The organism is Mesorhizobium sp. WSM4906 (assembly GCF_029674625.1).
Taxonomy (GTDB): domain Bacteria; phylum Pseudomonadota; class Alphaproteobacteria; order Rhizobiales; family Rhizobiaceae; genus Mesorhizobium.
On sequence record NZ_CP121355.1, the window covers coordinates 338,855 to 365,684 of the forward strand.

Sequence of the window (26,830 nt, forward strand, 5' to 3'; positions counted from 1 at the left end):
CCAGGCCAAAGGTGTCCGTCTGCGAAAGGCGCGCTAGCATGTTGCCGGAAGATGCTTTTCTAAGAAAACTACCCAACACAATTGACGAGGCTCAAGCCATTAAGCTTGAGGGCATGGTTTTTTCCGCCGACGCTGTGGAATTCAGCTTCAACGAGATCAAGAAAATCGCTCTCATCTTTGGCGAGAAGATTCCCGATGCGCCGAGCAGCGTCCGGACGCGAGTTTTCATCCACGCATGGAACATAGTCGACAATCTCCATGTCATCCGACAGGTGATCAAGTCGATGAATGTGGCCGGGGAGCGGACAGATGAATTCCTTGCAAAGTATGAGACGGCAACGCTCATGCGGAACAAAATGGATCACCTCGCCGCAAACGCGTTCAACATCTCAAAGGCCTCCAAACGAAACCCTCTCCACGGCAGCCTCAGCTACGTTTACGTTCCAGAGAGCGAAATAAAGGAAGTCGACGGCAAACACACCATAGGCGGAGCAGGGATAGTCGTTTTCTCGTCCGGTCGATTAGTTCCGAAATCAAGCATAGCTGTCGTCAACCCGGCAGGAATGCTCATTTCTGGCCGCGCTGGGTTGTTCCAACTGGAAGCGTTTGGCTTGATATTAGAGCTTGAAAGCGCAGTCACGGATATGTTGGCCTATATGGCAAAAATTAATGACAGCTTCGAAGAGAATTTTCTCGAAATGGCCACCAACGTTGCCGCTGAAAAAGGCCTTAGTTTCGATGATTTGAAGCACAATACCGCAGCAGGCCTTACCGTCTATCTCACGGTAGGATTCAGCTCGCCTGCCATTGCGGACGAGCCTGATCCATCAGGCGTCTAGACGCCGCCACAGCGCGTGCCGACAGTGTATACTCGCCAATTAGCACAGGCAGGGCTCCTTGGCATCGCGTCAGGTCATGCCCATAAAACAGAAAAGCCCGGCGCGAAGCCGGGCTTTTCTGTATCCTGAGGAGCTAGGCCCAATCAGTGATCAAACGCCTTGACGATTTCCTCGGTCATCTTCTTGGCGTCGCCGAGCAGCATCATGGTGCCGTCCTTGTAGAACAGCGTGTTGTCGATGCCGGCATAGCCGGAGCCGAGCGAGCGCTTGACGAACAGGCAGGTGCGGGCCTTGTCGACGTCGAGGATCGGCATGCCGTAGATCGGCGAGGACTTGTCGTCGCGCGCGGACGGGTTGGTGACGTCGTTGGCGCCGATGACATAGGCGACGTCGGCCTGCGCGAATTCGGAGTTGATGTCCTCGAGCTCGAACACCTCGTCATAGGGCACGTTGGCCTCGGCGAGCAGCACGTTCATGTGGCCGGGCATGCGCCCGGCGACCGGGTGGATGGCGTATTTCACCTCGACGCCGTTGGCCTTGAGCTTGTCGGCCATCTCGCGCAGCGCGTGCTGCGCCTGGGCGACCGCCATGCCGTAGCCCGGCACGATGATGACCTTCTGCGCGTTCATCATCAGGTAAGCCGCGTCGTCGGCCGAGCCCTGCTTGACCGTGCGCTCGATGCCGTCGCTGGCCGCCGCGGCGGTCTCGCCGCCGAAGCCGCCGAGGATCACGGAGATGAAGGAGCGGTTCATGCCCTTGCACATGATGTAGGACAGGATCGCGCCGGACGAGCCGACCAGCGCGCCGGTGATGATCAGCGCCAGGTTGCCGAGGGTGAAGCCCAGCGCGGCAGCCGCCCAGCCGGAATAGGAATTCAGCATCGACACCACGACCGGCATGTCGGCGCCGCCGATCGGGATGATCAGGAGCACGCCGAGCACCAGCGAGGCGGCGACGATGAGCCAGAAGACAAGCTTGGATTCGGTGGTCACGAGCAGCACGATCAGCGCCACCAGGGCAACACCCAGCGCGATGTTGATCATGTGGCGGCCGCCGATCATGATCGGCTTGCCGGACATGCGGCCGTCGAGCTTGAGGAAGGCGATGACCGAGCCGGTGAAGGTGATGGCGCCGATGGCCACACCTAGGCTCATTTCGATCAGCGCCTGGGCGTGGATGTCGCCTGCCGTGCCGATGCCGAAGCTTTCCGGCGCGTAGATGGCGGCTGCCGCCACCATGACGGCGGCAAAGCCGACGAGCGAGTGGAAGGCGGCGACCAGCTGCGGCATCGAGGTCATGGCGATGCGCCGCGCCACATAGGCGCCGACGCCGCCGCCGATGGCTAGCCCCAGCACGATCAGGCCGAAGCGGCCCGCCGAGGGCAGCGCCAGCGCCAGCGTGGTGCAAAGAGCAATGCCCATGCCGATCATGCCGTAGAGATTGCCCTGCCGGCTGGTGGTCGGGTGCGAGAGACCGCGCAGCGCCAGGATGAAGAGGATGCCGGAGACCAGATAGAGGAAGGAAGCGAGATTGACGGTCACGTCACTTTTCCTTCTTCTTGTACATGGCGAGCATGCGCTGGGTGACGAGGAAGCCGCCGAAAATGTTGACCGAGACCAGGACCAGGGCGATGAAGCCGAAGCCCGCGGCAAGGCCGGAGGCCGCGATGCCGACGGCGAGCAGCGCGCCGACGACGATGACCGAGGAGATGGCGTTGGTGACGGCCATCAGCGGCGTGTGCAGCGCCGGCGTCACCGACCAGACGACATAGTAGCCGACGAAGATCGCCAGCACGAAGATGGCGAAGCGGAAGACGAAGGGATCGATGGCGCCGCCAGAGAGCGCATGTGCGGCGTTGCCGGCAGCCTCGGCACCGGCGGGCGCGTTGGCGAGGTCCTGCACGGCAAGGCGAACGGCGGCGGTCGCCTGATCGAGCTGGTCGAGGGCTTTCTGCAGCTGTTCCATCACGCGCTCCCCTTCGGATTGGCCGCGGCCTTCCTGTTGTTGGTTTTCCGGGGTGCCGGTTTGGTGTCGCCAGCGCCGGCAACCATGATCGTGGCCGGGATCGCAGCCGGCTCGGTGCGCGGCGCATCGGCGGCCTTGGCGAAATTGGGATGCACGACCTGGCCAGCGTCGGTCAGCATCGTCGCCTTGACCAGCTCGTCGTCGCGCTTGATGGCAAGCTGCTTCGCCGCCTTGTCGACCATCGTCTCGAGGAAGGCGTAGAGGTTCTTGGCGTAGAGCAGCGAAGCCGATGCCGCGACGCGACCCGGGACGTTGAGATGGCCGACGATCTTGACGCCGTTTTCGGTCGTGACGACCTTGCCGGGCACCGCGCCCTCGACATTGCCGCCGCGCTCGACCGCAAGGTCGACGATCACCGAGCCCGGCTTCATCGAGGCGACCATGGCGGCCGAGACCAGCTTCGGCGCCGGACGGCCGGGGATCAGCGCCGTGGTGATGACGATGTCCTGCTTGGCGATGTGCTCGGCCGTGAGCGCCGCCTGCTTGGCCTGGTATTCCTTCGACATTTCCTTGGCGTAGCCGCCGGCCGTCTCTGCGGCCTTGAACTCCTCGTCCTCGACGGCGAGGAATTTCGCGCCGAGCGACTGCACCTGCTCCTTCACCGCCGGACGCACGTCGGTGGCGGTGACGACGGCGCCAAGCCGGCGCGCGGTGGCGATCGCCTGCAGGCCGGCGACGCCGACGCCCATGATGAAGGCTTTCGCCGCCGGCACGGTGCCCGCCGCCGTCATCATCATCGGCAGCGCGCGGTCATATTCGGCGGCCGCATCGATCACCGCCTGGTAGCCGGCGAGATTGGCCTGCGAGGAAAGCACGTCCATCACCTGCGCGCGGGTGATGCGCGGCATGAACTCCATCGAGAAGGAGGTGATGCCGGCCTTGGCCATCGCCGCCACCGCCGCATCGTTGCCGTAGGGATCCATGATGGCGATGACAGCCGCGCCCGACTTGTAGCCCTTCAGCTCCGCGTCCGTCGGCCGGCGCACTTTCAGCACCACATCGGCCTTCGACGCGTCGGCAGCCTTGCCGATCGCGGCACCCGCCGCGGCAAACTCCTGATCGGTGATGCGCGAGCCGAGGCCCGCGCCCTTCTCCACGATCACCTCGAAGCCCAAGCCCACCAGCCGTTTCACCGTCTCAGGCGAGGCCGCGACACGCGGCTCGTTCGCATCAAGCTCACGAGGGATGAATACCGTCTGCCCCACCGCATGATCCTTTCGGCTGGAACCTCGATGCGCAAGGCCTCGGCCGGTATCTCCAGCGAGACGTCGAACGCAATCGCTTGGAAAGACTAACGCAGAATGAAATAGCCGACGGCCATGATCAGGATGAACAGGATGGTCGCCGAGAAGAAGCCACCCGCGAAGAAGCCAAAGGCCATGGCCAGCAGCAGGGCGGCGCAGATGAGCGAACCGTATTTGGCGAGCGCGAGGAATGCCTTGTAGGTGCGATCATGCTCGGCATAGTCCATCTGCGCACCCAGTTCGACAGGACCGGTCGGCGTGTGATCAGCCATTAGGAATACCCCTTCGAAAATGCCTTCGAGGCACATAGCGAAAAGCCAGGGCAAGAGCAATGGCGCTATTGACGCACGGCCGGCGACAACAGCCTCAAATGAAAGTTGAAATTGGAACGGGGCGCTCTCACCGCGACGGAGAGCGTTACCGACCTTCAGCCGGCGAGGTGCGGAAACAGCCCGAGCAAGCCGACGACGATCAGATAGAGCGCGACGATGTAGTTGAGCAGGCGCGGCATCACCAGGATCAATATGCCGGCGATCAGCGAGATCAGGGGCGTGAGCGCAAGCGAGTGGATGGTCACGATCGTACTCCTTCCCATGAACAACCCGACATGAGCCCGGGCGAAACGCCAGTTGGGCGGGACCGCAGCGACACTCGATCGCGACGCCGCTATTGATAACGGCGAAGCGGTTGGAAAGGTCCACTGGACGTGGAAGAGCGGCCCTTCAGGCGGCGTCGCGATAGTATTTCGCCGTCGGGACGATGGACAGCGGGGTCAGCCGGTTGATGGCCGGATTGGCAAACATCAGCCGCTGTTCCACCGGCGTCGACTTGAAGAACGGGAAGCGTTCGAGCGTCTGGCGCAGATTTTCGCCGCAGGGGATTTCGAACAAGGCGATCGGCGCGAGGACACCCGGGAACACCTTGCCCTCGGTCCTCTGGATGGCATGGAAGATGCGGGCGTAGTAAGCGGAATGCTCGACCTTGACCGGCGTGAGCACCGCGGTCTGGCCAAAGTAGCAGGAGGCCACCATGCCGAGCCTGAGCGTCAGGAAGGGCAGGACTCCGGGCGCGGGCGCGCTGTCCGGATCGGTTGCGAAGCGGGTTCCGTCAATGAAACTCTCTCCGCGGGCAAGCCGCTCGGCCAATATTTCCGGATAGGCGTCGACCGAGGGCGAATAGGGGTGCTCGCGGGAAATGTAGTGGAGCCGCAGCGTGCTGACCAAGTGGCCGTCGAAGTAGACGCCGAACCGATAGGAATTCGGCAGGTTGTCCCAGCGATCCTCGAACATTCCGCTGGCGATCGGACCGCACATGCCTGAGCGCAGGTAGGATTGATAGCGAAGGCGGTAGATCGCCTCCAGATCCTCGCCCCCCGTGATGAGACGATAATCGACATGCTCCAGCAACTGCATGATCGAACGATTCAGCGCCGACCCAGCATTTGCGCCGGCGCCAACCTGCGCATCGTTTCCCGAAGCGTCCATTCTCAAGTCCTCGTATCCGCCTGTGAACAGGCTATTCGAGTTGGAATGAGACACAAGCCGAAAATTCGATCCTGCTGATTTACCCTTCGTTAACCTTAACAATCTCGGGAACTGCCGCTGGCAGAGTTGCGCCGAAAAAGCGGTTGGACGCTCCTGATCTAAGCTAACCTTCGCTGTTAACGACGCCGCCAGTTCGGCAACGAGAAGCACATGATCGGATTCGTCTTCCAGTTCAACAGCAGACTCTCTGAAGATATACGGTTTCATTTGGTTTCGATCAGAATAATTTCCGATCGATTTGCCCATAATTATTTCAAAAAATGAATTCTAACTTGCATCAAGGCTTCAATCCCGTGCAAATAGCCGAACAGTACAACCAACGTGCATTATCAATATCGATCGTCGAAAGTTTGCGATTACAGCTATCTGGCTGTCCGCTTGGCGGCGAGACGCAGGTCCGCGGCGAACGGCCAGGTGACGTTCGACATCGTCTCGATGCCGGAGGCGCTGAGCGCGGCGCCGAAGAGGAAACCCTGCACGAGGTCCGGTTTGACCGAACGCACCAGTATCTTCAGCTGCTCGAAGGTCTCGACCCCTTCGATGGTGACGACCAGGCCCAGCGTCCGGGTCAAGCCGACGATACCCTTCAGGAGGTCGAGCGACTGGGGGCTCTGGGTTACGTCGATCAGGAAGGAACGGTCGATCTTGATCTTGTCGAGCGGCAGCTTGTGCAGATAGCTGAGGCTCGAATAGCCGGTGCCGAAGTCGTCGAGCGCGATGCGGACGCCCAGGGTCTTCAGCTCTTCGATCAATTCGCGCGTCAGCGATTTGTCGTCGAGCAAGGCGGTCTCCGTGACCTCGATTTCGAGCCGGTGCGGCGCGAGGCCCGATGCCGCCAGGGCATCGCGCACCTTCTGCACGACGTCGCGGTTACGGAAATCCTTGGCCGAGAGGTTGATCGAAACGCTGGTCTGCGCCGGCCATTTGGCGCATTCGGCGCAGGCTGCCTGCAGCACGAAGGTGCTGATGTCGGAGATGATGCCCATCTCCTCGGCCAGCGGAATGAAGATGCTCGGCGAGATCGGACCGAGATCGGGATGATCCCAGCGGCAGAGCGCCTCGCAGCTGGCGATGCGCATGGTGCTCATCGAAACGATCGGCTGATAGACGACGCGCAGCTCCTTGGCCTGCACGGCACTGCGCAGATCGGCCTTCATCAGCTGGCGGTTGCGGAAGGCGGCATCCATCGATGCCTCGAACAGCCGCCAGCTGTTCTTGCCGAGTTCCTTGGCCTTGTAGAGGGCGAGGTCCGCTTTGACGATCATGGTATCGACGTCGGTGTCCTTGACGACAGACAACACCGCGCCGCCGCTGGCCTGGATGCGCAGGCCGTGTCCGGCAACGTCGACTTCGCCCTGCAAGTCGGCGAAGATCTCGTCGAGCAAGCCGCCGAGATGGCTCTCATCCTCGATGCGGTCGAAATAGATCATGAACTCGTCGCCACCGAAGCGGCTGACATTGATGCCGGGCCCGGCAACCGCCGCCAGCCGCTCGGCCACGGCATAGATCAGCCCGTCGCCGACCGGATGGCCGAGCGTGTCGTTGACGCTCTTGAAATCATCGAGATCGAGCACCGCAAGGCCGCAGAGCCGGTCACGGTCGCCGGACGCCATGGCCTCGCCGGCCAGTTCGTGGAAATAGGCACGATTCGGCAGGCCGGTGAGGTTGTCGTAGCGCGCCATGAAACGGATCTTCTCCTCCGCCTCGACGCGGGCCGTGACGTCCTCGAAGGTGACGACGCCGAGTTCCTGGCTGCCTTCGCGCGCGGAGAATTCGTAGTGCTGGCCATTGGCGAGCGAAACCAGCACCTTGCGGTCGCGGCCCTCGCGCAGGGCGCGCGTCAGCTGCGCCTCGATATAGCGGCAGTCCTTCGGCGCCAGCATGCCGCCGGCGACGCCGCGCATCAGAAGGCCGTGGATCGAGCGCCCGAGCAGCGCGTCGGCCGATTTCAGCGACATCAGATGGGCGGCCTCGGCATTGGCGACCGCGACGCGCCCGTCCGGGCCGAGCATGACGAGGCCGTGCGACATGGTGTTGAGCGCGCGGTCGAACCTGCGCGTCAGGTTCCTCGCCTGCTTGTGGCCGATAACCGCCGAGAACAGCACGTTGCGGACATGGTCGGCGCCGGTGATGGTGATGAACGTCATCGGGATGATCATCAGGCCGAGGACGACGGAAGGCGCATCCATGCGCAGCAGGAGCGCAAGCGCCGCCGGGCCGATGAAGGTCACCGAGAAAATCCGCACCATGCGCGGCGAGCCGTAGTTGCGGGCGACAACCGTGACCAGGGTCGCCAGGGTCAGCGACATCGCCGCCAGCTCGGCGAAGGGATCGGGATACACGTAGATCGATACGAAGCACAGCGCGCCCAGGCCGAGGCCCTGCAGGCAGCCCTTGAGGATGTAGCTGCGCTCCAGCCGCTGCGCGTGCTCGACGTCGGCAATCACGCCGCCTGTCTTCAGGAAGCTGCGAATGCCGAAGTAACGGATGAGGCTGACGGAAAGCAGAGCAAAAGAAAACGCCAGGAACAAGGGATTGTGCGTGCGCAGATAAATCATGAATCCGAGGATCCAGTAGCACGCACCACCGATCAACAACATGTGCGCGTTGTCGAACAACGACCGCACAAATTGGATATAAACATCCGCGGGGATGCTTTCGGTCTTTGTTCTGCCCATAGGGTCGGCCCAACGCTAAGCCTTGTCATGACACAACCGCCTTAAGAAAGGCTTAGAACAGGGATGGCTTAAGCAGCGGCTTCGCCCCGGCCGCCAAGGCAAGAGGCCCTAAAGGCGCGTCGCGACGAAACAGATTCGGGCGACGCGCAGATCGGCGAGCCCTTCGGGCAAGCCGTCAGCACAATCACTCAGCGGCGCTGAGAACCGGCGCCGGCTTGGTTTGGGTCAGCCGCTGGAGCAGTCTGGAGCGTTCCTCCCCCGCCTTTGCGGCACTGGCCTGCCGGACATGGCCATAGCCGCGGACGAGCGCCGGCACGGAGGCGAGAGCTGCGGCGGCATCTATCCTGCCCGGCGCCAGTGCCGCGGCGATCAGATCGAGATCCGCCTCGTATTGCGCAAGCAAGCCTCGCTCGGCGCGCCGTTCGGCGGTATGGCCGAACGGATCGAATGGCGTGCCGCGCAGGCCTTTCATGGCCGATAAAAGGCGAAATGCCTTCATCATCCACGGGCCGAAGCTCGATTTCCTCGGCTTGCCGTCGTAGCCGCGCCGGCCGAGAATTGGCGGCGCAAGGTGGAATTCGAGCTTTTCGTAGCTCTGGAACTGCCTTGCGAGGTCGGCGGCGAAGGCGCCGTCGGTGTAGAGCCGCGCCACCTCATACTCGTCCTTGATCGCCATCAGCTTGAACAGGTTTTTCGCGGCGGCCTCCGTCACAGCCGCCGAGCCGGGAACCGCCCGTGCCTCGGCGGCACGCAGCGCGGCGATCCTGTCGGCATAACGCTTGCCATAGGCGGCGTTCTGATAAGCGGTGAGGAAGGCAACGCGGCGGGCGATGATGTCGTCGAGCGTTTCGGCGGGCGCGGACGCCGGCTTGCCGGTACGGCCGACCAGGCCGCGCACGAAATCCGGCTGGTGCGCGGCGCGACGGCCCCAGCGGAAGGCAGCGATGTTCATCGCCACCGCTTCACCGTTCAATTCTATAGCCTTTTCAACAGCTTCTGCCGACAGCGGCAGCCCTCCATGCTGGAAGGCGAAGCCTAGCATGAACATGTTGGCGCCGAGCGAATTGCCGAACAGCGCGGTCGCCGTGCGGGTGGCGTCGAAGAAGTGGGCCTTGTCGTCGCCGGCGGCGGCGCGGATCGCCTTCTTCAGCCGCTCGACCGGCAGCGAAAAATCGGCCGAACGCGTGAATTCGCCAGGCATGATCTCGGCGGTATTGGCCAGGAACGTGGTGTGTCCCTCGCGCACCGCGGCGAGCACTTTCTTGGCGCCGGAAACGACGAGGTCGCAGCCGAGCACGAGATCGGCCTTGCCGGCCGAAACGCGGATGGCGTGGATGTCCTCGGGCGTCGCGGCAATGCGGACATGGGTGAAGACCGAGCCGCCCTTCTGGGCGAGGCCCGCCATGTCGATCATGCCGCAGCCCTTGCCCTCGATATGGGCGGCCATGCCGAGCACCGCGCCGATGGTCACGACGCCGGTGCCGCCGACGCCGTCGATGATCGCCGCCCAGCCCTGGTCGCCAAGCGGGAATTCGGCGGGCGACGGCACGCCGTCCAGCGGATCGCTCTTGCCGGCAATGCCGTCGGCCTTCCTGATCTTGCCGCCATGCACCGTCACGAAGGAGGGGCAGAAGCCGTTGAGGCAGGAAAAATCCTTGTTGCAGCTCGACTGGTCGATGCGGCGCTTGCGGCCGAATTCGGTTTCGACCGGCTGGATCGAGACGCAGTTCGACTGCACGCCGCAATCGCCGCAGCCTTCGCAGACCAGCTCGTTGATGAAGACGCGCTTGTCGGGGTCGGGGAAGGTGCCGCGCTTGCGGCGGCGGCGCTTCTCGGCGGCGCAGGTCTGGTCGTAAAGCAGAACGGAGACGCCCTTGACCCCGCGCAACTCGCGCTGGACGAGGTCGAGATCGTCGCGGTGATGGATGGTGGCGCCGGCCGGGAAATCGGCCTTGCCGGCATATTTGTCCGGCTCGTCGGTGACGACGGCGATGCGGTCGACGCCTTCGGCGCGCACCTGCCTGGCGATCATGCCGACCGTCAGGCCGCCTTCATGCGGCTGGCCGCCGGTCATGGCGACCGCGTCGTTGTAGAGGATCTTGTAGGTGATGTTGGCGCCGGAGGACAGCGCGAAGCGGATCGCCAACGCGCCGGAATGGTTGTAGGTGCCGTCGCCGAGATTCTGGAAGATGTGGCCGCGCTTGGAGAACGGCGCCTGGCCGACCCATTGCGCGCCCTCGCCGCCCATGGCGGTGAAGCCGACGGTGTTCCTGTCCATCCATAGCGCCATGAAGTGGCAGCCGATGCCGGCGGCGGCGAGCGAGCCCTCCGGCACCTTGGTCGAGGAATTGTGCGGGCAGCCCGAACAGAAGAAGGGCGTGCGCGAGCCGATGTCGACGGTGTCGGCGAGCATGGCCTGGAACTGGCGCAGCTTCGCCACCCGGGCCGCGATCTCTTCCGAGGGGCCGACGGTGCGCAGGATCCGCTCGCCGAGCGCGATCGCGATCTCGTTGGGGTCGAGCGCGCCCTTGGCCGGAAACAGCCAGTCGCCGCGCTCGTCCTTCTTGCCGACGATGGCCGGCTGGATGGCGGAGCCGTAGAGGTTCTCGCGCAGTTGCACCTCGATCAACGAGCGCTTTTCCTCGACGACGACGATGGTGTCGAGGCCGCGGGCGAAGTCGGCGATATGCTGATAATCGAGCGGCCACGGACAGCCGACCTTGAACAGCCGGATGCCGATGCGGTTGGCGGCCCGCTCATCGATGCCGATGTCCTCCAGCGCCTGACGGACGTCGAGATAGCTCTTGCCGATGGTGATGACGCCGAGCTTGGGATTGCGGCCGCCGGAATAGACGATACGGTTCAGTCCGTTGGCCTGTATGAAGGCTGAAGCCGCGGCGCGCTTGTGTTCATGCAGCCGCTCCTCCTGCCCGAGCATGTCGATCTCGTGGCGGATGTTGAGGCCGCCGGGCGGCATGTCGAAGTCGGGAATGACGATGTTCAGCCGATCGATCGAGGCATCGACCGAGGCCGTCGATTCGATGTTGTCCTTGACGCATTTGATCGCCGCCCAGGTGCCGGCGAAGCGCGACATGGCAAAGCCGTAGAGGCCGTAGTCGATGATCTCCTGGACCCCGGCCGGGTTGAGGATCGGCACCATGGTGTCGACGAACAGGAATTCGGTGGCATGCGCGTTGGTCGAGGATTCGGCCATGTGGTCGTCGCCCATCAGGGCGAGAACCCCGCCATGCCTCGACGAACCGGCGAGGTTGGCGTGGCGGAACACGTCGCCGGAGCGGTCGACGCCCGGACCTTTTCCGTACCAGACCGCGAAGACGCCGTCATGCGTGCCCTCGCCGAGCAGCTCGGTCTGCTGCGAGCCCCAGCAAGCGGTGGCGGCCAGTTCCTCGTTGAGGCCCGGCTGGAAGACGATATCGGCTTGCGCAAGCTGCCGCTTCGCCCTCCAGAGTTGCATGTCGAGGCCGCCGAGCGGCGAGCCGCGGTAGCCGGAAACGAAGCCGGCGGTGTTGAGGCCGGCGCGGCGGTCGCGCTCGCGCTGCATAAGAAGCATGCGCACGACGGCCTGCGCCCCTGAAAGGAAAACGCGCTCCTTGCCAAGGTCGAACTTGTCGTCGAGCGCGACGTCATGCAGCGTCATCAGGCATTTCCTCTGCGGAGGCACGCCTTGGATCGGCGGCCAACGTCGGAGTGGGAGGCCGCAGTCTTTCTTCCCTTGCCGGAGAGGTCAAACAAAATCGCAGAGGCCAGGGCGGACGCAACAAATGGTCCGGGTGAAACTGCCCAGCGCATTTAAGAAGAAGCTAAGGGCCTCACAAAGCACGAAAATTTCGAGCGGCTCTCGCCTCCAGCTTGAGCACGATCATTTCCGTATCGAAGGCCGGCGAAGCAGAAATCGCTGCGCACCTTTCGAGATCATGCTTAAGCCCCTCGACACGGGGATTTTGAAAGGTTGCTGGCAGGTCAGCAGGCGAGATTTTCACCGTTCGTCTCGGTGGAATCAGCGCAGGCGCTGGAGATTAGCTGAAGCCGCCCCAACCTCGTCATCCCAGGGCGAAGCAGGAGCGTAAGCTCCGTTGCGGAGACCCTGGGATCCTGCCGTTACCTTGATCGAAGGGTGCAGCGGAGCAGAATTCTGCACCGCTGCAACGCTCGTATTTCACGGAATGGATCCTCGGGTCTGCGCCGCGTCGCTACGCTCCTTGCTCCGCCCGAGGATGACGATCGCGATGGGCGTTTCGGCCAATCGCAAAAGCATGCGACCTGCCGATGGAAACATAGCCGACCGGTCAAAAATTTCGTGCCAGGGGCTCAGGCCGCCTTCGAGCAATCCGGCTTCGGCTCGTCGGGCAGCTTGCCGTCGGGATGGCCGGCGAGGTCCGGGTTGAGCTCGTATTTCGGCCCGATAACCAGCGGCCGATCCGGCAGCATCGTCTGATCCTCCGTCGAGGTCATGGTCGTCTCGAGGCTCTGCAGCAGCGTGCCGCTCGAATCCTCGATGCGGATCGAGACGGAATAGGGCTTGTCCTTGACCACGCAGGTGAGCGGCGGGCTGGTGAGCGTGATGTGGGGAAGCTTCGGCCAGATCTTCTGGTTGACGATGAGCGGATCGCCGCCGGCCGGATTCTGGAAATTCACCACGGCAACCTGTCCCTCGGCCATGGGCCGCAGCGGCCTCAGCGTGACGACATAGGTGGCGATGCCGAGCCGGTAATTGAACTCGAACAGCTTGCCGGAGATGGCGAAGAGCTGCTCCTTGCCGGTGTCGCGGCAGGCGCCGAGCGCCGTTGCGGCAATCAGGGCCGCACCGAGAGCGATCGAACGGAATTTTCTAGAGCGTTTCACCGTTTCACGGAAATGGCGAACCGCTCTATCTCTTTGTTCTGACGCAGTTCCGAACGGAAAACCGTTACGCACTTTTCCTGGAATTGCTCTAAGCATTGGTGACCTCCCTGGCCGCCGTGCGGCGGCGATAATAGCGGTTCGCTTTCTGGCGGTTGCCGCAGACGGCCATGTCGCACCAGAGACGGCTGGCGTTGCGGCTGCGATCGACGAAGAGCCAGCTGCAGTTCGGACAGATCCTGAGCCTCGCGACGGTGTCGTCTCGCAACAGCGAAAGCGCCGAGACGGCCAAGGCCGCCTCGAAGGCGATCGGCGTCGCCGGATCGCCGAACGGCTGGCCCGGCGCGCCGATCTCGGTGGCGCTGCCGGAAAGGCCGCTGGCGCAGGCCGTCAGGAAATCCGGCAGATGGCCGGCGGCGATCGCGCCTTTCGTTATGGCATGGCGGAACAGGCGGTCAGTCGCCTCGCGGATCGACAGCACGACCGGGGCGATGTCGCCCGGTTCCGGCGCCTGCAGCCGCCGGCCGCCGAGCTCGGCGGCGCGGAAGCCGCTTGCCGCTTCGGCGAAGCGGGCGATCTCGGCGGGATCGTCGAAACGATCAAAAGTCTTTTCCGGATCGTTGCGCAGCACGACCGTGTTCGCCGTGTCGAGCGCAAGGATGCCGCCGGTAAAGCGGTGCGGGGTCCAGGATACCGTCATGGGAGAAATCTAACCGATAAAACGTATTTGACAAGTTAGATTCCTGATGCAAGGCTCGCCGCTAAATCAAAGTGCTCCAGCGTCCTTTGCGCGTCCCAAAGGACGTAGCGCCGCAGGGATGCTCGATGCTCTATTTCTACCAGCAGGTGCTCAACGGGCTGCATTCGGGCGCGCTCTATGCCTTGCTCGCCTTCGGCTATGTGTTGACCAATGGCATCCTGCATCGCACCAACCTCGCCTATGGCGCGCTGTTTGCCTTTTGCGGCCACACGATGATCCTGACCGCTGCCTTCGGCTACCAGGCGCTGTGGCTGACGCTGTTCGCCTCGGTCGCGCTCGGCATCGTTGCCGCCCTGCTCTATGCCGTGCTGATCAGCCAGGTGCTGTCGCGCAGCGTCTTCGAAAGGCTGGCCGACAGGTCGCCCAACGCCATCGTGGTGACGACGCTCGGCATCTTGCTGTTCCTGTCGGAAGCGAGCCGCATTGCTGCCGACACCCATGATCTCTGGCTGCCGCCGATGCTCGCCCAACCCATCATCTTCGCCCAGGATGCCGGCTTCAAGGTGACGCTCACCGTCATTCAGCTTTTGGACTGCGCGGCGGTGATAGCGGTGGTGGCGCTGGCGGCCTGGACGTTTTCGCATTCGCGCTTCGGCCGCGCCTGGCGGGCAGTGTCGGACGATCCGAAGGCGGCCGCGATGTGCGGCATCGACGTGCGCGCCGTGTTTCGCCGCGCGGTGCTCTATAGCGGCTTCTGCGCGGCTTTTGCCGGTGTTCTCGCCGGCCTCTATTACGGCAACATCAGCTTCGGCACCGGCCTCGTCTATGGCCTCAAGATCCTGTTCGTGACGGCGGTCGGCGGTTATCTGTCGCCGCTCAAGGCGGCTCTCGGCGCCGCGGCCTTCGGCATGGCCGAATCGCTGTGGGCCGGCTATTTCCCGATCGAATGGCGCGAAGGCTGGATATACCTCTTCCTCGTCGCCATGCTGGTGCTGATCGGCGCCAGCCGCGACCAGGCCAAGGTCGCCTGAAACCATCAGACTTTGGTTGCATGACGTTCCGTGAGGCGTCGGTACTCGCCGCCCGGCACGGTGCATCGGCGCACAGCCGGTGCTTTGTCATGTTGACCTGCCGGACCACGCACTGCATACCGTTGGGCCAGGCGACGCGCCACCGGAGGGGAATCGGGCGCGGCGGGCACTTTTTTAGTCTACGCATCGTGCCTTCCGAAAGTCGGCGACGATCTTCGGGCCGATGCGCGAGGGAGGAAAATGCATGGCAGGGCTGCTCGCTCTATCCAGGACGATCGACCGCATCAACGAGTTCATCGGCCGCTGGGTCTCGTGGCTGATCCTGCTTGCGATCCTGGTGAGCGCCGGCAACGCCGTCATCCGCAAGGTGTTGGACACCTCCTCCAACGCCTGGCTCGAACTGCAATGGTACCTGTTCGGCGCGGCCTTCATGCTGGCGGCCGCCTACACGCTGAAGCAGAACGACCATATCCGCATCGACGTCGTCTACGGCATGTTTTCCCGCCGCGTGCAGCACCGGATCGACCTCTTCGGCCACCTCTTCTTCCTGATGCCGTTCGTGGTCCTGATGGTGATCTATTTCGTGCCTTACGTGTCGCTGTCCTTCCACAGCGGCGAGATGTCGACCAATGCCGGCGGCCTGATCGTCTGGCCGGCCAAGGCCATCCTGCTCGTCGGCTTCTTCCTGCTGGCGTTGCAGGGCGTTTCCGAGATCATCAAGAAGATCGCCATCATGCGCGGCGACATGGACGATCCCAATCCCTTCATATCGGCGCACGAGCAGGCCGAGCTCGAGGCGAAGGCGCTCGCGGAAGAAGCCAAGGCGCTGTCCGGCGAGGTGCGCTCATGATCGAGTTCATCGCGCAGAACATGGCGCCGATCATGTTCGCATCGCTGATCATCTTCCTCTTGATCGGCTACCCCGTCGCCTTCTCGCTTGCCGCGAACGGCCTGTTGTTCTTCTTCATCGGCGTGCTGCTCTCGCCATATTCCGGCGGTTCGATCAACCTCGCCTGGCCGCTGCTGCACGCGCTGCCCGACAATTTCTACGGCACCAGGGTGATGTCGAACGACACGCTGCTGGCCATTCCGTTCTTCACCTTCATGGGCATCGTGCTCGAACGATCCGGCATGGCCGAGGATCTGCTCGACACGGTCGGCCAGCTGTTCGGCCCTATCCGGGGCGGGCTTGCCTATGCGGTGATCTTCGTCGGCGCGCTGCTTGCCGCGACCACCGGCGTGGTGGCGGCTTCGGTGATCGCCATGGGACTGATCTCGCTGCCGATCATGCTGCGCTACGGCTATGACCGTCGGCTCGCCTCAGGCGTTATCGCGGCGTCCGGGACGCTTGCCCAGATCATCCCGCCCTCGCTGGTGCTGATCGTGCTGGCCGACCAGCTCGGACGCTCGGTCGGCGACATGTATGCCGGCGCGCTGATCCCTGGCCTGGTGCTGACGGGTATCTACATGGCCTACATCCTGATCATGTCGATCATCCGGCCGAACTCGATGCCGGCGCTGCCCATCGAGGCGCGCACGCTCGGCCACGGCGTGATCTCGCTGATCGTGGCCCTGCTGGTCGCGGTCGCGGTCTCCTATGCGGCCTATCGCTACCTGGTGCCCGCCCATGGCGACAATGCCGACATACTGGGCGCCACCGTCGGCGTCATCGTGATCTACGTCGTGGCGGTTGCCGACCAGCAGCTCGGAATCAACATGATGTCGAAGCTGGCGCAGCAGGTGGTGATCGTGCTGATCCCGCCGCTCGCGCTGATCTTCCTGGTGCTCGGCACCATCTTTCTCGGCATCGCGACGCCGACCGAGGGCGGCGCCATGGGCGCCGTCGGCGCGCTCATCATGGCGGGGCTGAAAGGGCGACTGACGCTCGACGTCATCAAGCAGGCGCTGGCCTCGACGACGCGGCTCTCCTCCTTCGTGCTGTTCATCCTGATCGGCGCGCGCGTCTTCTCGCTCACCTTCTACGGGGTCAACGGGCATATCTGGGTCGAGCATCTGCTGACCTCGCTGCCGGGCGGCGAGACCGGCTTCCTGATCGGCGTCAACATCCTCGTCTTCGTGCTCGCCTTCTTCCTCGATTTCTTCGAGCTCGCCTTCATCATCGTGCCCTTGCTGGCACCGGCGGCCGACAAGCTCGGCATCGACCTGATCTGGTTCGGCGTGCTGCTCGGCGTCAACATGCAAACCAGCTTCATGCATCCGCCCTTCGGCTTCGCGTTGTTCTACCTGCGCTCGGTGGCGGCGCGCGTGCCCTATCTCGACCGCATCACCGGCAAGCAGATCGCGCCGGTCACCACTGGCCAGATCTATTGGGGCGCGGTGCCCTTCGTCTGCATCCAGGTGATCATGATCGGGCTCACCATCGCCTTCCCGCAAATGGTGATGCGCTACAAGGGCGCCGCGGTCGAACCCAGCACGATAGACCTGAAGCTGCCGGAGATGCCGGGACTGGCGCCGCTCGGCACGCCGCCGGCGGACAATGGCGCGGCGCCGGCCAATGGCGGTTCGGCGCCCGCGGCGCCTGGCACGCCCGACCTGTCACAGCCGCCGAATTTCGGCGACACGGCACCCACCAAGCCGGCGGCGCCGGCGCCCGACCTTTCGAAGCCGCCGAGTTTCAATTGAGGTGACCAAGTCATGAAAGCCGTACGGCTGGAAGCAATCGGCAGCACCGCGCTTCGCGAGGTCGACAAACCCGCGCCGGGGCCGGAGGATGTTCTTGTGCGGATCGAAGCCTGCGGCGTCTGCGGCACCGACCGCCACCTTTTCCATGGCGAGTTCCCGTCAAGGCCGCCGGTGACGCTCGGCCACGAATTCTGCGGCATCGTCGAGGCTGTCGGAGACGCCGTTGCCGATATCGCCGTCGGCGACCGGGTCACCGGCGACCCCAACATTTCCTGCGGGCGCTGCAGCCATTGCCGCGCCGGCCGCGTCAATCTGTGCAGCAATCTCAGGGCCATCGGCATCCACCGCGACGGCGGCTTTGCCGACTATGTCGTGATGCCGCAGAGCCAAGCCTTCCTTCTGCCCGCCGATCTCAAGCCGACGCATGGCGCCTTCTGCGAGCCACTGGCCTGCTGCCTGCATGGCGTCGACCTCGCCGCCATCAGACCCGGTGCCTCGGTGGTGGTGCTCGGCGGCGGCGTCATCGGCCTGCTCACGGTGCAATTGGCGAAGCTAGCCGGCGCTGCGACCATCATTCTGTCGACCAGACAGGCCTCGCGCCGGGCGCTTGCCGAGGAGCTCGGCGCAACGGCAACGGTCGACCCAAGCTCGGTCGATCCCATCGAGGCCATCGCCGGGAAGACCGGCCTGGTGCCCGGCGGTGTCGACGTGGTGCTCGAATGCGCGGGCGTCCCCGATACCGTCCAGCAATCCATGCGGCTGGCCAAGGCCGGCGGCACGGTGGTGATCGTCGGCGTTATGCCGCAAGGCGAGAAGGTGGCCTTCGAGCCCTTCGACATCCTGTTCCGCGAGTTGAAGGTCCTCGGCTCCTTCATCAACCCCTTCACGCATCGGCGCGCCGCGGACCTTGTGGCGTCGGGAGCGATAGAGGTCGACAAGCTGATTTCGAGGCAAGTGTCTCTCGAGGAGGCACCGCAGGTGATCTCGAACCCCGCGGCCCCGGGTGAGGTCAAGGTGCTGGTGGTGCCAGGCCGGGGCTGAGGGGCCGGCCTTTGCGCTCAGTTCTTCCCTTCTCCCCTTGTGGGAGAAGGTGTCGCCGAAGGCGACGGATGAGGGGTGCTCCAGCTTGGCGCCGACGGCACTCCGGCCAACACCCCTCATCCGTCTCGGCGCTGCGCGCCGATCCACCTTCTCCCACAAGGGGAGAAGGAGGGCCTCGCTTACAGCTTGCCGTTGCGCTGCTGCACCATCATGAAGGTGTCGTAGTTGTATTCGGCGACCTGGGCCCAGAGATAGTGCTCCTTGCGGAAGCCCTTGATCGATTCCCAGATCTTCTTGAACGGCGCGTTGTTGGCTTCCATTTCGGCGTAGACTTCGTTGGCCTTTTCGAAGCAAGCCGCCATGATCTCCTGGCTGAAAGGCGCCAGCTTGGCGCCGCCCGCGACCAGCCGCTTCACCGCGGCCGGATTGAGGTAGTCGTATTTCTGCAGCATGTTGGCGTCGGCAGCTTGCGCGGCCGTGTGCACCAGCGACTTGTAGGCCGGCGACAATTCCTCGTATTTGGCCTTGTTGAACATCAGATGCACGGTCGGACCGCCTTCCCACCAGCCGGGATAATAGTAATAAGGCGCGACCTTGTAGAAGCCGAGCTTCTCGTCGTCATAAGGGCCGACCCATTCGGCGGCGTCGATCGTGCCCTTTTCCAGCGCCGGATAGATGTCGCCGCCGGCGATCTGCTGCGGCACGACGCCGAGCTTCTGCACCACCTTGCCGGCGAAGCCGCCGATGCGCATCTTGAGGCCGGAAAGATCGGCGACCGTGTTGATCTGCTTGCGGAACCAGCCGCCCATCTGCACGCCGGTGTTGCCGCCCGGCAGGCCGAACAACCCTTGCGTGGCCAGGAATTCGTTGAACAGGTCGATGCCGCCGCCATGATAATGCCAGGCATTCATGCCGCGCGCGTTGAGCGAGAACGGCACCGCGGCGCCCAGCGCCCAGGTCGGGTCCTTGCCCCAGTAATAATATGCCACCGTGTGGCAGGCCTCGACGGTGCCGGCCGTGGTGGCGTCGGCGGCCTGCAGGCCGGGCACCAGCTCGCCCGAGGCGAAGACCTGGACCTGGAAATTGCCGTCGGTCGCTTCCGACAGCATCTTGGAAAAGACTTCGGCGCCGCCATAGATCGTGTCGAGCGATTTCGGGAAGGACGATGCCAGCCGCCACGTCACTTTCGGATTGGATTGGGCGATCGCCGGCGCGGCAAGCGCCGCGGCCGCCGCCGCGGCGCCGACACCGGACGCACCGGCCTTGCGGATGAATGAACGACGATCCATGCAGTTTCCTCCCGTTTTGGATCAACAGACCGACATTCGGACATCGTCGCTGCCCGGGTCGGCTGCGCGAAACAATACACGGGCAAGATGTCGAGTCCAGCATCGTGGGCAACGTGCAACTATAGTCTAACGCCAAGCGCCTTGGCCCATCCGGAGAGACGAAACTTGCCATGGCAAAATGCCGTCGGATCGCCTATTTTGTAGGCAGAATAATTCGTTAGCCCTCGATGGAACCCGTATCAAAAATGCAGCAGCCGCTCGTTGCCGTCTCGACCGATGTCCGCCAGTTCGACAACTACACCTGGCATGCCGCGCCGCAGCAATATCTCGAGGCGGCGGTCACCGGCGCCGCTGTGTTCCCGGTGCTGGTGCCGTCCTTCGGCGACCGGCTCGATCTCGACGAGCTGCTGTCCTCGGTCGACGGCGTCATGGTGACGGGATCGAAGTCCAACGTGCATCCCTCGCTCTATGGCGGTGATCCCAGCGAGGCCAACGGCCCCTACGATCCGGCGCGCGACGCCACGACCCTGCCGCTGATCCGCAAGGCGATCGAGCGCGGCGTACCGCTGCTTGCCATCTGCCGCGGCATCCAGGAACTGAACGTGGCGCTGGGCGGCACTTTGGCCACGGAGATCCAGGAGCGCGAGGGATCCCTCGACCATCGCGCGCCGGTGAGCGACAATCAGGACGAGCGTTTCATCATCCACCAGAAAATCTCGATCAAGCCCGGAAGCTGCCTCGCCGGAGTGTTCGGCGCCGGCGACATCAAGGTCAATTCGCTGCATCGTCAGGCGATCGACCGGCTCGGCACCAGGCTGCAAGTCGAGGCGCTCGCTGCCGACGGCACGATCGAGGCCGTCTCGGTCAAGGATGCCCGCGCCTTCGCGGTCGGCGTTCAGTGGCACCCCGAATATTGGGTGAAGTCGGACAGCAACTCGGCGAAGATCTTCCGTGCTTTCGGCGATGCCGTGCGCCTGCATGCGGCTGCGAAAGCCGGGGCGCGCGCGGCGGCGGAGTAAGCCCGCCTCTGGAATCCTGCCCGTTATTCGTCGTTGTCCAGCGCCAGCAGCGGCGCGGCCGGCGCGTAAGATTCGTAGCCGTCGCCATCGGCGACGCTGAACGTGACGACCGGATCGATGCCGTTCTCGCTGAAGGCGACCGTGCCGTCCGCCTGCTCGCGCCAGAATTTCACCCGCTCGATGCCGGGCATCAGCGCGCGGCAGTCCGGAGCAACGCTTAGCTGGGACAGGCCGTCCGACACCTCGGCGCCGCGTTGGACGGCGCATGCCGCTTCATCGCCATTGGCCGTCAATCTGTAGGTGCTTGATGCGGCCGGCTCGATGGCCGCGCTTTGGCCATCATCACCATGCAGGAGCTGCACGCCCCCGAACAACGCAACCGACGCAACCAATCCGGCCAACAGCTTCACTCTGCCTCTCCGCACCAAAGCGCGCCGCGCTTGCCTCTGGTCGATGTATGTCGCCGCCCTCGACCTCGCGCGACATGCATAACTGAGTATGCACAATGATTCCAAAGGGTTAAGCAGGCGTTAATAAATGTGGCCGATCAGGCGCGCGGCTTGACGTTGACCGTCTCCGGCACCGGGGTCAGCGGCCGGCGCTCGCCGAACCATGAGACCAGATTGTCGACGCAGAGATCGGCCATGGCCCGGCGGGTATGGTCCGACGCTGAGCCGACATGCGGCAGAAGCGAGGCGTTTGGCGCATCGAGCAGCGCCTTCGGCACATTCGGTTCGTCGGCAAAGACATCGAGCCCGGCGGCTGCGATGGCGCCACTCTCGAGAGCGGCGGCAAGAGCCGCCTCGTCCACCGTGCTGCCGCGGCCGATATTGACGAAGACGCCGTTCGGACCCAGCGCCGACAGGATTTCGGCATTGATGGCCTTTTCCGTGGCCGCACCGCCCGGCGCCACGCAGATCAGCGTATCGACCGCCTCGGCTAGACCCTTCAGCGTCGCATGGTATTCGTAGGACAGGCCCTCGACCTTGCGTCGGTTGTGGTAGGCGATCGGCATGCCGAAGGCTTCCAGGCGATGAGCAACGGCAAGGCCGATGCGGCCCATGCCGAAGATGCCGACGCGGCGGCCGCGCAAGGTGAGCCGGCTCAAGCGATAATTGCCCTTCCTCACCCAGTCGCCGTCGCGCAGCCATTTCTCGGCGGCGTACAGTTCGCGCACGGTGTTGATCAACAGACCGACCGTGGTGTCGGCGACCTCCTCGGTCAGCACGTCCGGCGTGTTGGTGACCATGACGCCGCGCCTGGCCGCGTGATCGGCATCGACCGAATCATAGCCGACGCCGAAATTGGCGATGATTTCGAGATTTGGCAGCGCGTCGATCATAGCCGCGCTGATGCCGCCGAAGGAGGCGATGCCACGCACGGCCTCACGCATCTCGCCGGTGACGAGTGCCGGATCGGCACGCTCGATCCGCACGCGCCGAAACGCCTTGTCGATGCGGCCTATCGCATGATCGTTGAAATGGCCCGGCACCAGAATGGCGACCGGAAACTCCGCTTCCGTCTTTGTCATTGACGCTCCACCGGCTTGCCGGTGGACTGGCGCACGTGCAGCTCCGGCTTGATCAGTTCCTGGGACGGCCGAACGGCTTGCCCGTTCAGCTTGTCGAGCAGCGCGCTGGCGGCGCGGCGGCCGACCTCGCGCTGGCCATTCCAGACCGTTGTCAATGCCGGAGTTGCGATTGCCGCCTCCTCGAGATCGTCATAGCCGGTGACCGAGATGTCGACGCCCGGCACGAGCCCAGCCCGCGCAATACCGTTCATCAGTCCGATGGCGACGAGATCATTCCAGCAGCAGGCGGCGGTCGGCTTGTCTTTCAGCGCCAAAAATTGTCCTGCGGCCTCGAATCCGGCCTGCTTGGTGCGCGGCCCGGGAATGCGCCAAGACGGCCTCACCTCCAGCCCGGCCGCTTCCATGGCGTTGAGATAGCCCTGATAGCGGTCGCGGCCGGTCGAGGTCTGGTCGGTGCCGCCGATCATGGCGATGCGCTTGTGGCCCAGCGAGATCAGGTGGTTGGTGGCGAGCGCCGTGCCATAGGCATCGTCGCCGCGGAAGACCGGCACATCGGCTCCGGCGACGGTGCGCGCGATCAGCACCGCAGGCAGGCCGTTCTCCTCGGCCATGATGATGTCCTCGGCCGGCGTGCCGATGGCCGGCGACATGATGACGCCGTCGGCGCCCAACTGCAGCAGCGTGTCGATGAAGGTGCGCTGCTTTTCGAGCTGATCGTAATGGTTGGACAGGATGAAGGTCTGGCGGCTGCGGTCGAGCTCGCTCTCGATCGAGCGCAGGATCTCGGCGAAGAACGGGTTCATGATGTCATGCACGACGACGCCGACAATGCCGGAGCGCGAGGTGCGCAGCGACGCGGCGCGGCGATTGTAGATATAGCCGATGGCGCGGGCATGCTCCTTGATGCGCTCGCGTGTGGAGCCTGCGACCAGCGGGCTGTCGCGCAGCGCCAGCGATACCGTTGCCGTGGACACGCCAAGCGCATCCGCGATCGTCGAAAGCTTGATCTTCTGTGCCAGTGCCCTTCGCTCCCCAGGGTCTTTAAATTGTTTAAATTCGGCCTTATGCCATCGTTCGAGGGCAATTCAAAGTTTTTTCGCCAAGGTCTCGGCCTCGGTGTCCAGCAAGGCGGAATTGCGCAGCCGCAGCCTGTGCTCGCGGTGGATGATGTAGAGACCGCTGGCGACGATGATGGCGGCCCCGAGCAGCGTCCAGCGGTCGGGAAACTGGTGGAAGATCAGCCAGCCGGAAATGATCATCCACACCATCTGCGAATAAGGGTATGGCGCCAGTGCCGTGGTCGTCGCCAGGCGATAGGCCTGGACCAGCAGCCAATGCCCGCCGGCGCCGAAGACACCCAGCATCAGCAGAATCACCCAGTGCCAGCCGTCCTGCGGCAGCGACGGTGAGAAGGGCAGCATGGGCAGGAGCAGCACCGCCGGTGCCAGCGCCGAGAACAGGATCAGGCTTTCGGACGTCTCCGTCGACGACATGCGCCGGGTCATGATGACGTAGAAGGAGTTCGACAGCATCGAGCCGAGCGCGAAGAGATGACCGATGCCGAACACGCCGACGCCGGGCCGGGTGATGATCAAAACGCCGACGAAGCCGGTGAGGATCGCCAGCCAGCGCCGCCAGCCCGCCCATTCGCCGAGCAGCGGCCCGGCCAAGGCGGTGATCACCATCGGGCCGAAGAAATAGATAGAGGTGGTTTCGGCGAGCTGCAGGGTCCTGAGCGCCAGGATGTTGAACATGGTCGAGCCGAAAAGCAGGCATCCGCGCAGAATGTGCGCGGGCAGGTTGTTGGCGCGGAAGCGCCAGGGCTCGCGCCAGCCGCGCAAAAAGACGCCGACAAGCAGGACATGGACGGTGAAGCGCATCCAGGCGACGATCAGCGCCGAGACGCCGGCGAGCACCAGATATTTGCTCGAGGTGTCGAGAAAGGTGAAGCAGACATAGACGCAAAGCATCAACAGCATCGCCGCGGGCGGCGTTGCGCTGTCGTCGTTGTTTTTGGGAACGTTCAAAGTCGGGCCGGGGGAAAGTAGACGCCACCCTTTTGCGGCAATCGCCGCTGGCCAGCAAGCCAAAAGCGACTGGCCCAACAAGCGCTTTGGACAGGCTCAGAGCACTTTGCCGTTGGGTGATTGGCTTGAACGCTCCTCGCAGTCGTCATCCACGGGCGAAGCAAGGAGCGAAGCGACGCGCCGCAGACCCCGTCCATGCCGTTACATTGACGCTCTGCCAACAGTGCAGAATTCTGCTCCGTTGCACACTTGGGCGAAGGTCACGGCATGGATCCCTTGGGTCTTCGCTCCGCTTCGCGTCGCTACGCCCAAGGATGACGAAGTTGGCGAGGTTGCTGCCAATCTCGAACGTTCGAGATGGCATAAAATCAAGCATGCATGCGGGCGCCCTTGGTAATCTTGTCGACCAGCTTCTTTTCGGCACGCAGCGCGATGCCGACCATCTTGGCGTCGTCGGGCGCGAATTCGGCGAAGGCGGCACGGTTGGCCACGTCATGGCCGGTCGAGAACATCTCCTCGACATAGGCAGATGTCGTCACGCCGCGCTCCAAGGCCCGGCGATGGATCGCGGCGAGCGTCGGCCCGTCCGCCGACAGCACGATGACGGGCTGGATCGAGAGCGGATTGAAGAGATTGCCGGCGCGGTCGCGGTAAGGCTCGCCGATGATCTCAGGGAATTGCGCGACGATGCCGCTGGTGAGGAACGCGGTGACGTTGAGCTTCTGCCAGACGGCGAGGTCTTCCTTGAGTACGATTGCAAATTTCGTGTCGAACAGCAAAATGTCTCTCCGAAAGAAGGCCCCTGACGGGCGTTGATGAAGGCGATGGCGCACGGTCTAGGCGGTGAGGCGCTGGAAGGTCTTGAACGTTCGTGCGCGGCGGACGACCGGATCGTTTCGGCGCCGGGCGCCGCCGGCCTCGAGCGCATCGAGGCGCGCTTCCACGGCAATGCCTTCGAACTGCACCGCCACGATACCTATGCCATCGGCGTGACGCTCGACGGCGTGCAGCGCTTCCACTATCGCGGCGCCGTGCGGCACAGCCTGCCCGGCCAGGTGATCGTGCTGCACCCCGACGAATTGCACGACGGCGGCGCCGGCACCGAGGACGGCTTGCGCTACCGGATCCTCTATCTGGAGCCGTCGCTGCTGCTCGATTGCCTGGGTGGCGCGCCGCTGCCTTTCGTACGGGATGCCGTGGTGAGCGATCCTCGGCTGCGCGGCACGCTGCTGTCGGCTCTGGCGCCGCTCACTGAGGAACTCGACGACCTGTTCGTGGCGGACTTCGTCGCGCAGCTGGCGCAGCAATTGAAACGTCATGCCGGACAGCCGGCAAAACCGATGGGAAAGACGGCATGGCGCGCCGCCACGCTGGCCCGCGACTATCTCGAGGAGAACATGGAGCGACCGGTGCGCTCAGACGAGCTGGAGGCGATCACCGGCCTCGACCGCTACGCCCTGTCACGCCATTTCCGTGCGACCTACTCGACCAGCCCGCATCGTTTCCTTTTGATGCGCCGGCTGCAGCGGGCACGGCGCATGATCGAGGCGGGGGAACCACTGGCCGAAATCGCGGCCGGCGCCGGTTTCAGCGACCAGAGCCATTTCAACCGGCATTTCAAGAAGGCATTCGGGCTGACGCCCGGGCGCTGGGCGGCACTGGTAAGCGCGACGCGTTAGCGTCGTCGCTCAGGCGCGAGACGTCCGGTGATAGCTGAGGCGCGACGCGCAGCGTCGTCGCCCTTTCCGCTAAGCCGCCGATGGGTGGTGTGTGGAGCGACGACGCTGCGCCTCACGCCTGCCGGGCAACATTGGCGCGGTGCCTGAAGCGACGACGCTGACGCGTCGCGCCTGCGCGTCGCGCTTAATCATCCAGTTCGGCGTCGTCGTCGATGAGGACCAGATCTTCGTTCGACAGGTTGGCCTCGATGCGGGCGAGCAGCTTGAACAGCGCCTTCTGATCCTTCTTGTCCAGGCCCTTCAGCGCCTGCTTCTCGGTCTTCTTGACCGACTTCTCGATGGCGCGGATGGTTTCGCGGCCGCTATCGGTCAGGAAGATGTGCGCCTGGCGGGCATCGGCGTTGGAGGCGCGCTTTTCGAGAAAACCCTGCGCCTGCAGCCTATTGATGGTCTTGGTGATGGTCGGCGGACGCACGCCCAGCCTGCCGGCGAGATTGCCCGGGGTCTGGCCATCCTCACGGTCGAGCGCCAGCATGATCTGGTCCTGGCCGGCGTAGAAGCCATGCGCCAGAAGCCGTGCCGCGAGCGCTGTTCGCGCCAGCCGCGCCGCCGAATGCAGCCGGCTCATTGTCGCTGTTTTGTCCGCCTTGGCCATGGTCATTCCCTCTTCGGCCGAACCG

24 protein-coding genes are annotated in these 26,830 nt (G+C 63.9%); 7 read left to right on the plus strand and 17 right to left on the minus strand.

Annotated features, from left to right (window positions below; all coding sequences use genetic code 11):
• The first annotated feature begins 38 nt into the window (after positions 1–38).
• On the plus strand, positions 39–839 hold the full coding sequence (locus tag QAZ22_RS01560; protein WP_278205223.1) for a hypothetical protein: 801 nt from the start codon (positions 39–41) through the stop codon (positions 837–839).
• 143 nt (positions 840–982) lie between these two features.
• Here the strand turns inward: QAZ22_RS01560 and QAZ22_RS01565 are convergent, their stop codons facing one another.
• The 10 genes from QAZ22_RS01565 to QAZ22_RS01610 form a co-directional block, all read right to left on the minus strand.
• On the minus strand, positions 983–2,380 hold the full coding sequence (locus QAZ22_RS01565; protein ID WP_278205224.1) for an NAD(P)(+) transhydrogenase (Re/Si-specific) subunit beta: 1,398 nt from the start codon (positions 2,378–2,380) through the stop codon (positions 983–985).
• A 1-nt stretch (position 2,381) separates the two neighbouring features.
• Positions 2,382–2,804, minus strand: a complete 423-nt coding sequence (locus QAZ22_RS01570) for a proton-translocating transhydrogenase family protein (protein ID WP_067003367.1) — start codon at positions 2,802–2,804, stop codon at positions 2,382–2,384.
• Positions 2,804–4,069 carry a Re/Si-specific NAD(P)(+) transhydrogenase subunit alpha gene (locus QAZ22_RS01575; RefSeq protein ID WP_278205226.1) on the minus strand — a complete coding sequence of 422 codons (1,266 nt, stop codon included), beginning with the start codon at positions 4,067–4,069 and terminating at the stop codon, positions 2,804–2,806. The genes QAZ22_RS01570 and QAZ22_RS01575 overlap by 1 nt, the downstream gene beginning before the upstream one ends.
• An 86-nt stretch (positions 4,070–4,155) precedes the next feature.
• A complete protein-coding gene (locus QAZ22_RS01580; protein ID WP_278205227.1) occupies positions 4,156–4,380 on the minus strand; it encodes an aa3-type cytochrome c oxidase subunit IV in 225 nt (74 codons plus the stop codon).
• 155 nt (positions 4,381–4,535) lie between these two features.
• Entirely contained in the window at positions 4,536–4,685 is a 150-nt protein-coding gene (locus tag QAZ22_RS01585) for a DUF3096 domain-containing protein (RefSeq protein ID WP_082296269.1), read from the minus strand.
• A 145-nt stretch (positions 4,686–4,830) separates the two neighbouring features.
• Complete coding sequence (locus tag QAZ22_RS01590) at positions 4,831–5,898, minus strand: hypothetical protein (protein WP_278205229.1); 1,068 nt, start codon at positions 5,896–5,898, stop codon at positions 4,831–4,833.
• Between the two features lie 116 nt (positions 5,899–6,014).
• Positions 6,015–8,330, minus strand: coding sequence for an EAL domain-containing protein (locus QAZ22_RS01595; RefSeq protein WP_278205230.1), 2,316 nt, complete (start codon positions 8,328–8,330; stop codon positions 6,015–6,017).
• 184 nt (positions 8,331–8,514) lie between these two features.
• Positions 8,515–11,988, minus strand: a complete 3,474-nt coding sequence (locus QAZ22_RS01600) for an indolepyruvate ferredoxin oxidoreductase family protein (RefSeq protein WP_278205231.1) — start codon at positions 11,986–11,988, stop codon at positions 8,515–8,517.
• A gap of 671 nt (positions 11,989–12,659) precedes the next feature.
• The gene (locus QAZ22_RS01605; RefSeq protein WP_278075162.1) at positions 12,660–13,193 is read right to left on the minus strand and encodes a hypothetical protein; all 534 of its coding nucleotides are present in this window, start codon (positions 13,191–13,193) and stop codon (positions 12,660–12,662) included.
• An 88-nt stretch (positions 13,194–13,281) separates the two neighbouring features.
• The gene (locus QAZ22_RS01610) at positions 13,282–13,890 is read right to left on the minus strand and encodes a CGNR zinc finger domain-containing protein (protein WP_278075161.1); all 609 of its coding nucleotides are present in this window, start codon (positions 13,888–13,890) and stop codon (positions 13,282–13,284) included.
• Positions 13,891–14,015: 125 nt separating this feature from the next.
• Between QAZ22_RS01610 and QAZ22_RS01615 the strand changes: the two genes are divergently transcribed.
• From QAZ22_RS01615 to QAZ22_RS01630, 4 genes are all read left to right on the plus strand, one after another.
• Entirely contained in the window at positions 14,016–14,921 is a 906-nt protein-coding gene (locus QAZ22_RS01615) for a branched-chain amino acid ABC transporter permease (protein ID WP_278205232.1), read from the plus strand.
• Between the two features lie 244 nt (positions 14,922–15,165).
• The gene (locus tag QAZ22_RS01620) at positions 15,166–15,771 is read left to right on the plus strand and encodes a TRAP transporter small permease subunit (protein WP_278205233.1); all 606 of its coding nucleotides are present in this window, start codon (positions 15,166–15,168) and stop codon (positions 15,769–15,771) included.
• Positions 15,768–17,564, plus strand: coding sequence for a TRAP transporter large permease subunit (locus QAZ22_RS01625; protein ID WP_278205234.1), 1,797 nt, complete (start codon positions 15,768–15,770; stop codon positions 17,562–17,564). The genes QAZ22_RS01620 and QAZ22_RS01625 overlap by 4 nt, the downstream gene beginning before the upstream one ends.
• Before the next feature lie 12 nt (positions 17,565–17,576).
• Positions 17,577–18,605: a zinc-dependent alcohol dehydrogenase family protein gene (locus QAZ22_RS01630; RefSeq protein ID WP_278205235.1), complete on the plus strand. Its 1,029-nt coding sequence runs from the start codon at positions 17,577–17,579 to the stop codon at positions 18,603–18,605.
• Between the two features lie 179 nt (positions 18,606–18,784).
• On the opposite strand, the gene QAZ22_RS01635 is transcribed toward QAZ22_RS01630, so the two are convergent.
• A complete protein-coding gene (locus tag QAZ22_RS01635) occupies positions 18,785–19,894 on the minus strand; it encodes a TRAP transporter substrate-binding protein (protein WP_278205237.1) in 1,110 nt (369 codons plus the stop codon).
• A gap of 245 nt (positions 19,895–20,139) precedes the next feature.
• Between QAZ22_RS01635 and QAZ22_RS01640 the strand changes: the two genes are divergently transcribed.
• Positions 20,140–20,913, plus strand: coding sequence for a gamma-glutamyl-gamma-aminobutyrate hydrolase family protein (locus QAZ22_RS01640; protein WP_278205238.1), 774 nt, complete (start codon positions 20,140–20,142; stop codon positions 20,911–20,913).
• A 23-nt stretch (positions 20,914–20,936) separates the two neighbouring features.
• Here the strand turns inward: QAZ22_RS01640 and QAZ22_RS01645 are convergent, their stop codons facing one another.
• From QAZ22_RS01645 to QAZ22_RS01665, 5 genes are all read right to left on the minus strand, one after another.
• Positions 20,937–21,323, minus strand: coding sequence for a hypothetical protein (locus tag QAZ22_RS01645; protein ID WP_278205239.1), 387 nt, complete (start codon positions 21,321–21,323; stop codon positions 20,937–20,939).
• A gap of 137 nt (positions 21,324–21,460) precedes the next feature.
• Positions 21,461–22,444, minus strand: a complete 984-nt coding sequence (locus QAZ22_RS01650) for a 2-hydroxyacid dehydrogenase (protein WP_278205241.1) — start codon at positions 22,442–22,444, stop codon at positions 21,461–21,463.
• Complete coding sequence (locus QAZ22_RS01655) at positions 22,441–23,463, minus strand: LacI family DNA-binding transcriptional regulator (protein WP_278075301.1); 1,023 nt, start codon at positions 23,461–23,463, stop codon at positions 22,441–22,443. Before QAZ22_RS01655 ends, QAZ22_RS01650 begins: the two co-directional genes overlap by 4 nt.
• A 66-nt stretch (positions 23,464–23,529) precedes the next feature.
• Positions 23,530–24,414 (minus strand): DMT family transporter, encoded by an 885-nt coding sequence (locus QAZ22_RS01660; RefSeq protein ID WP_278207764.1) that lies wholly within the window; start codon positions 24,412–24,414, stop codon positions 23,530–23,532.
• A gap of 425 nt (positions 24,415–24,839) precedes the next feature.
• Complete coding sequence (locus QAZ22_RS01665) at positions 24,840–25,247, minus strand: DUF2000 family protein (RefSeq protein WP_278207765.1); 408 nt, start codon at positions 25,245–25,247, stop codon at positions 24,840–24,842.
• Positions 25,248–25,295: 48 nt separating this feature from the next.
• Here QAZ22_RS01665 and QAZ22_RS01670 point away from each other — a divergent pair, with 48 nt between their 5' ends.
• On the plus strand, positions 25,296–26,150 hold the full coding sequence (locus QAZ22_RS01670; RefSeq protein WP_278205242.1) for an AraC family transcriptional regulator: 855 nt from the start codon (positions 25,296–25,298) through the stop codon (positions 26,148–26,150).
• A 184-nt stretch (positions 26,151–26,334) separates the two neighbouring features.
• Here QAZ22_RS01670 and QAZ22_RS01675 read toward each other — a convergent pair whose 3' ends face one another.
• Positions 26,335–26,805 carry a MarR family transcriptional regulator gene (locus QAZ22_RS01675; RefSeq protein ID WP_278205243.1) on the minus strand — a complete coding sequence of 157 codons (471 nt, stop codon included), beginning with the start codon at positions 26,803–26,805 and terminating at the stop codon, positions 26,335–26,337.
• Between the last annotated feature and the right edge of the window lie 25 nt (positions 26,806–26,830).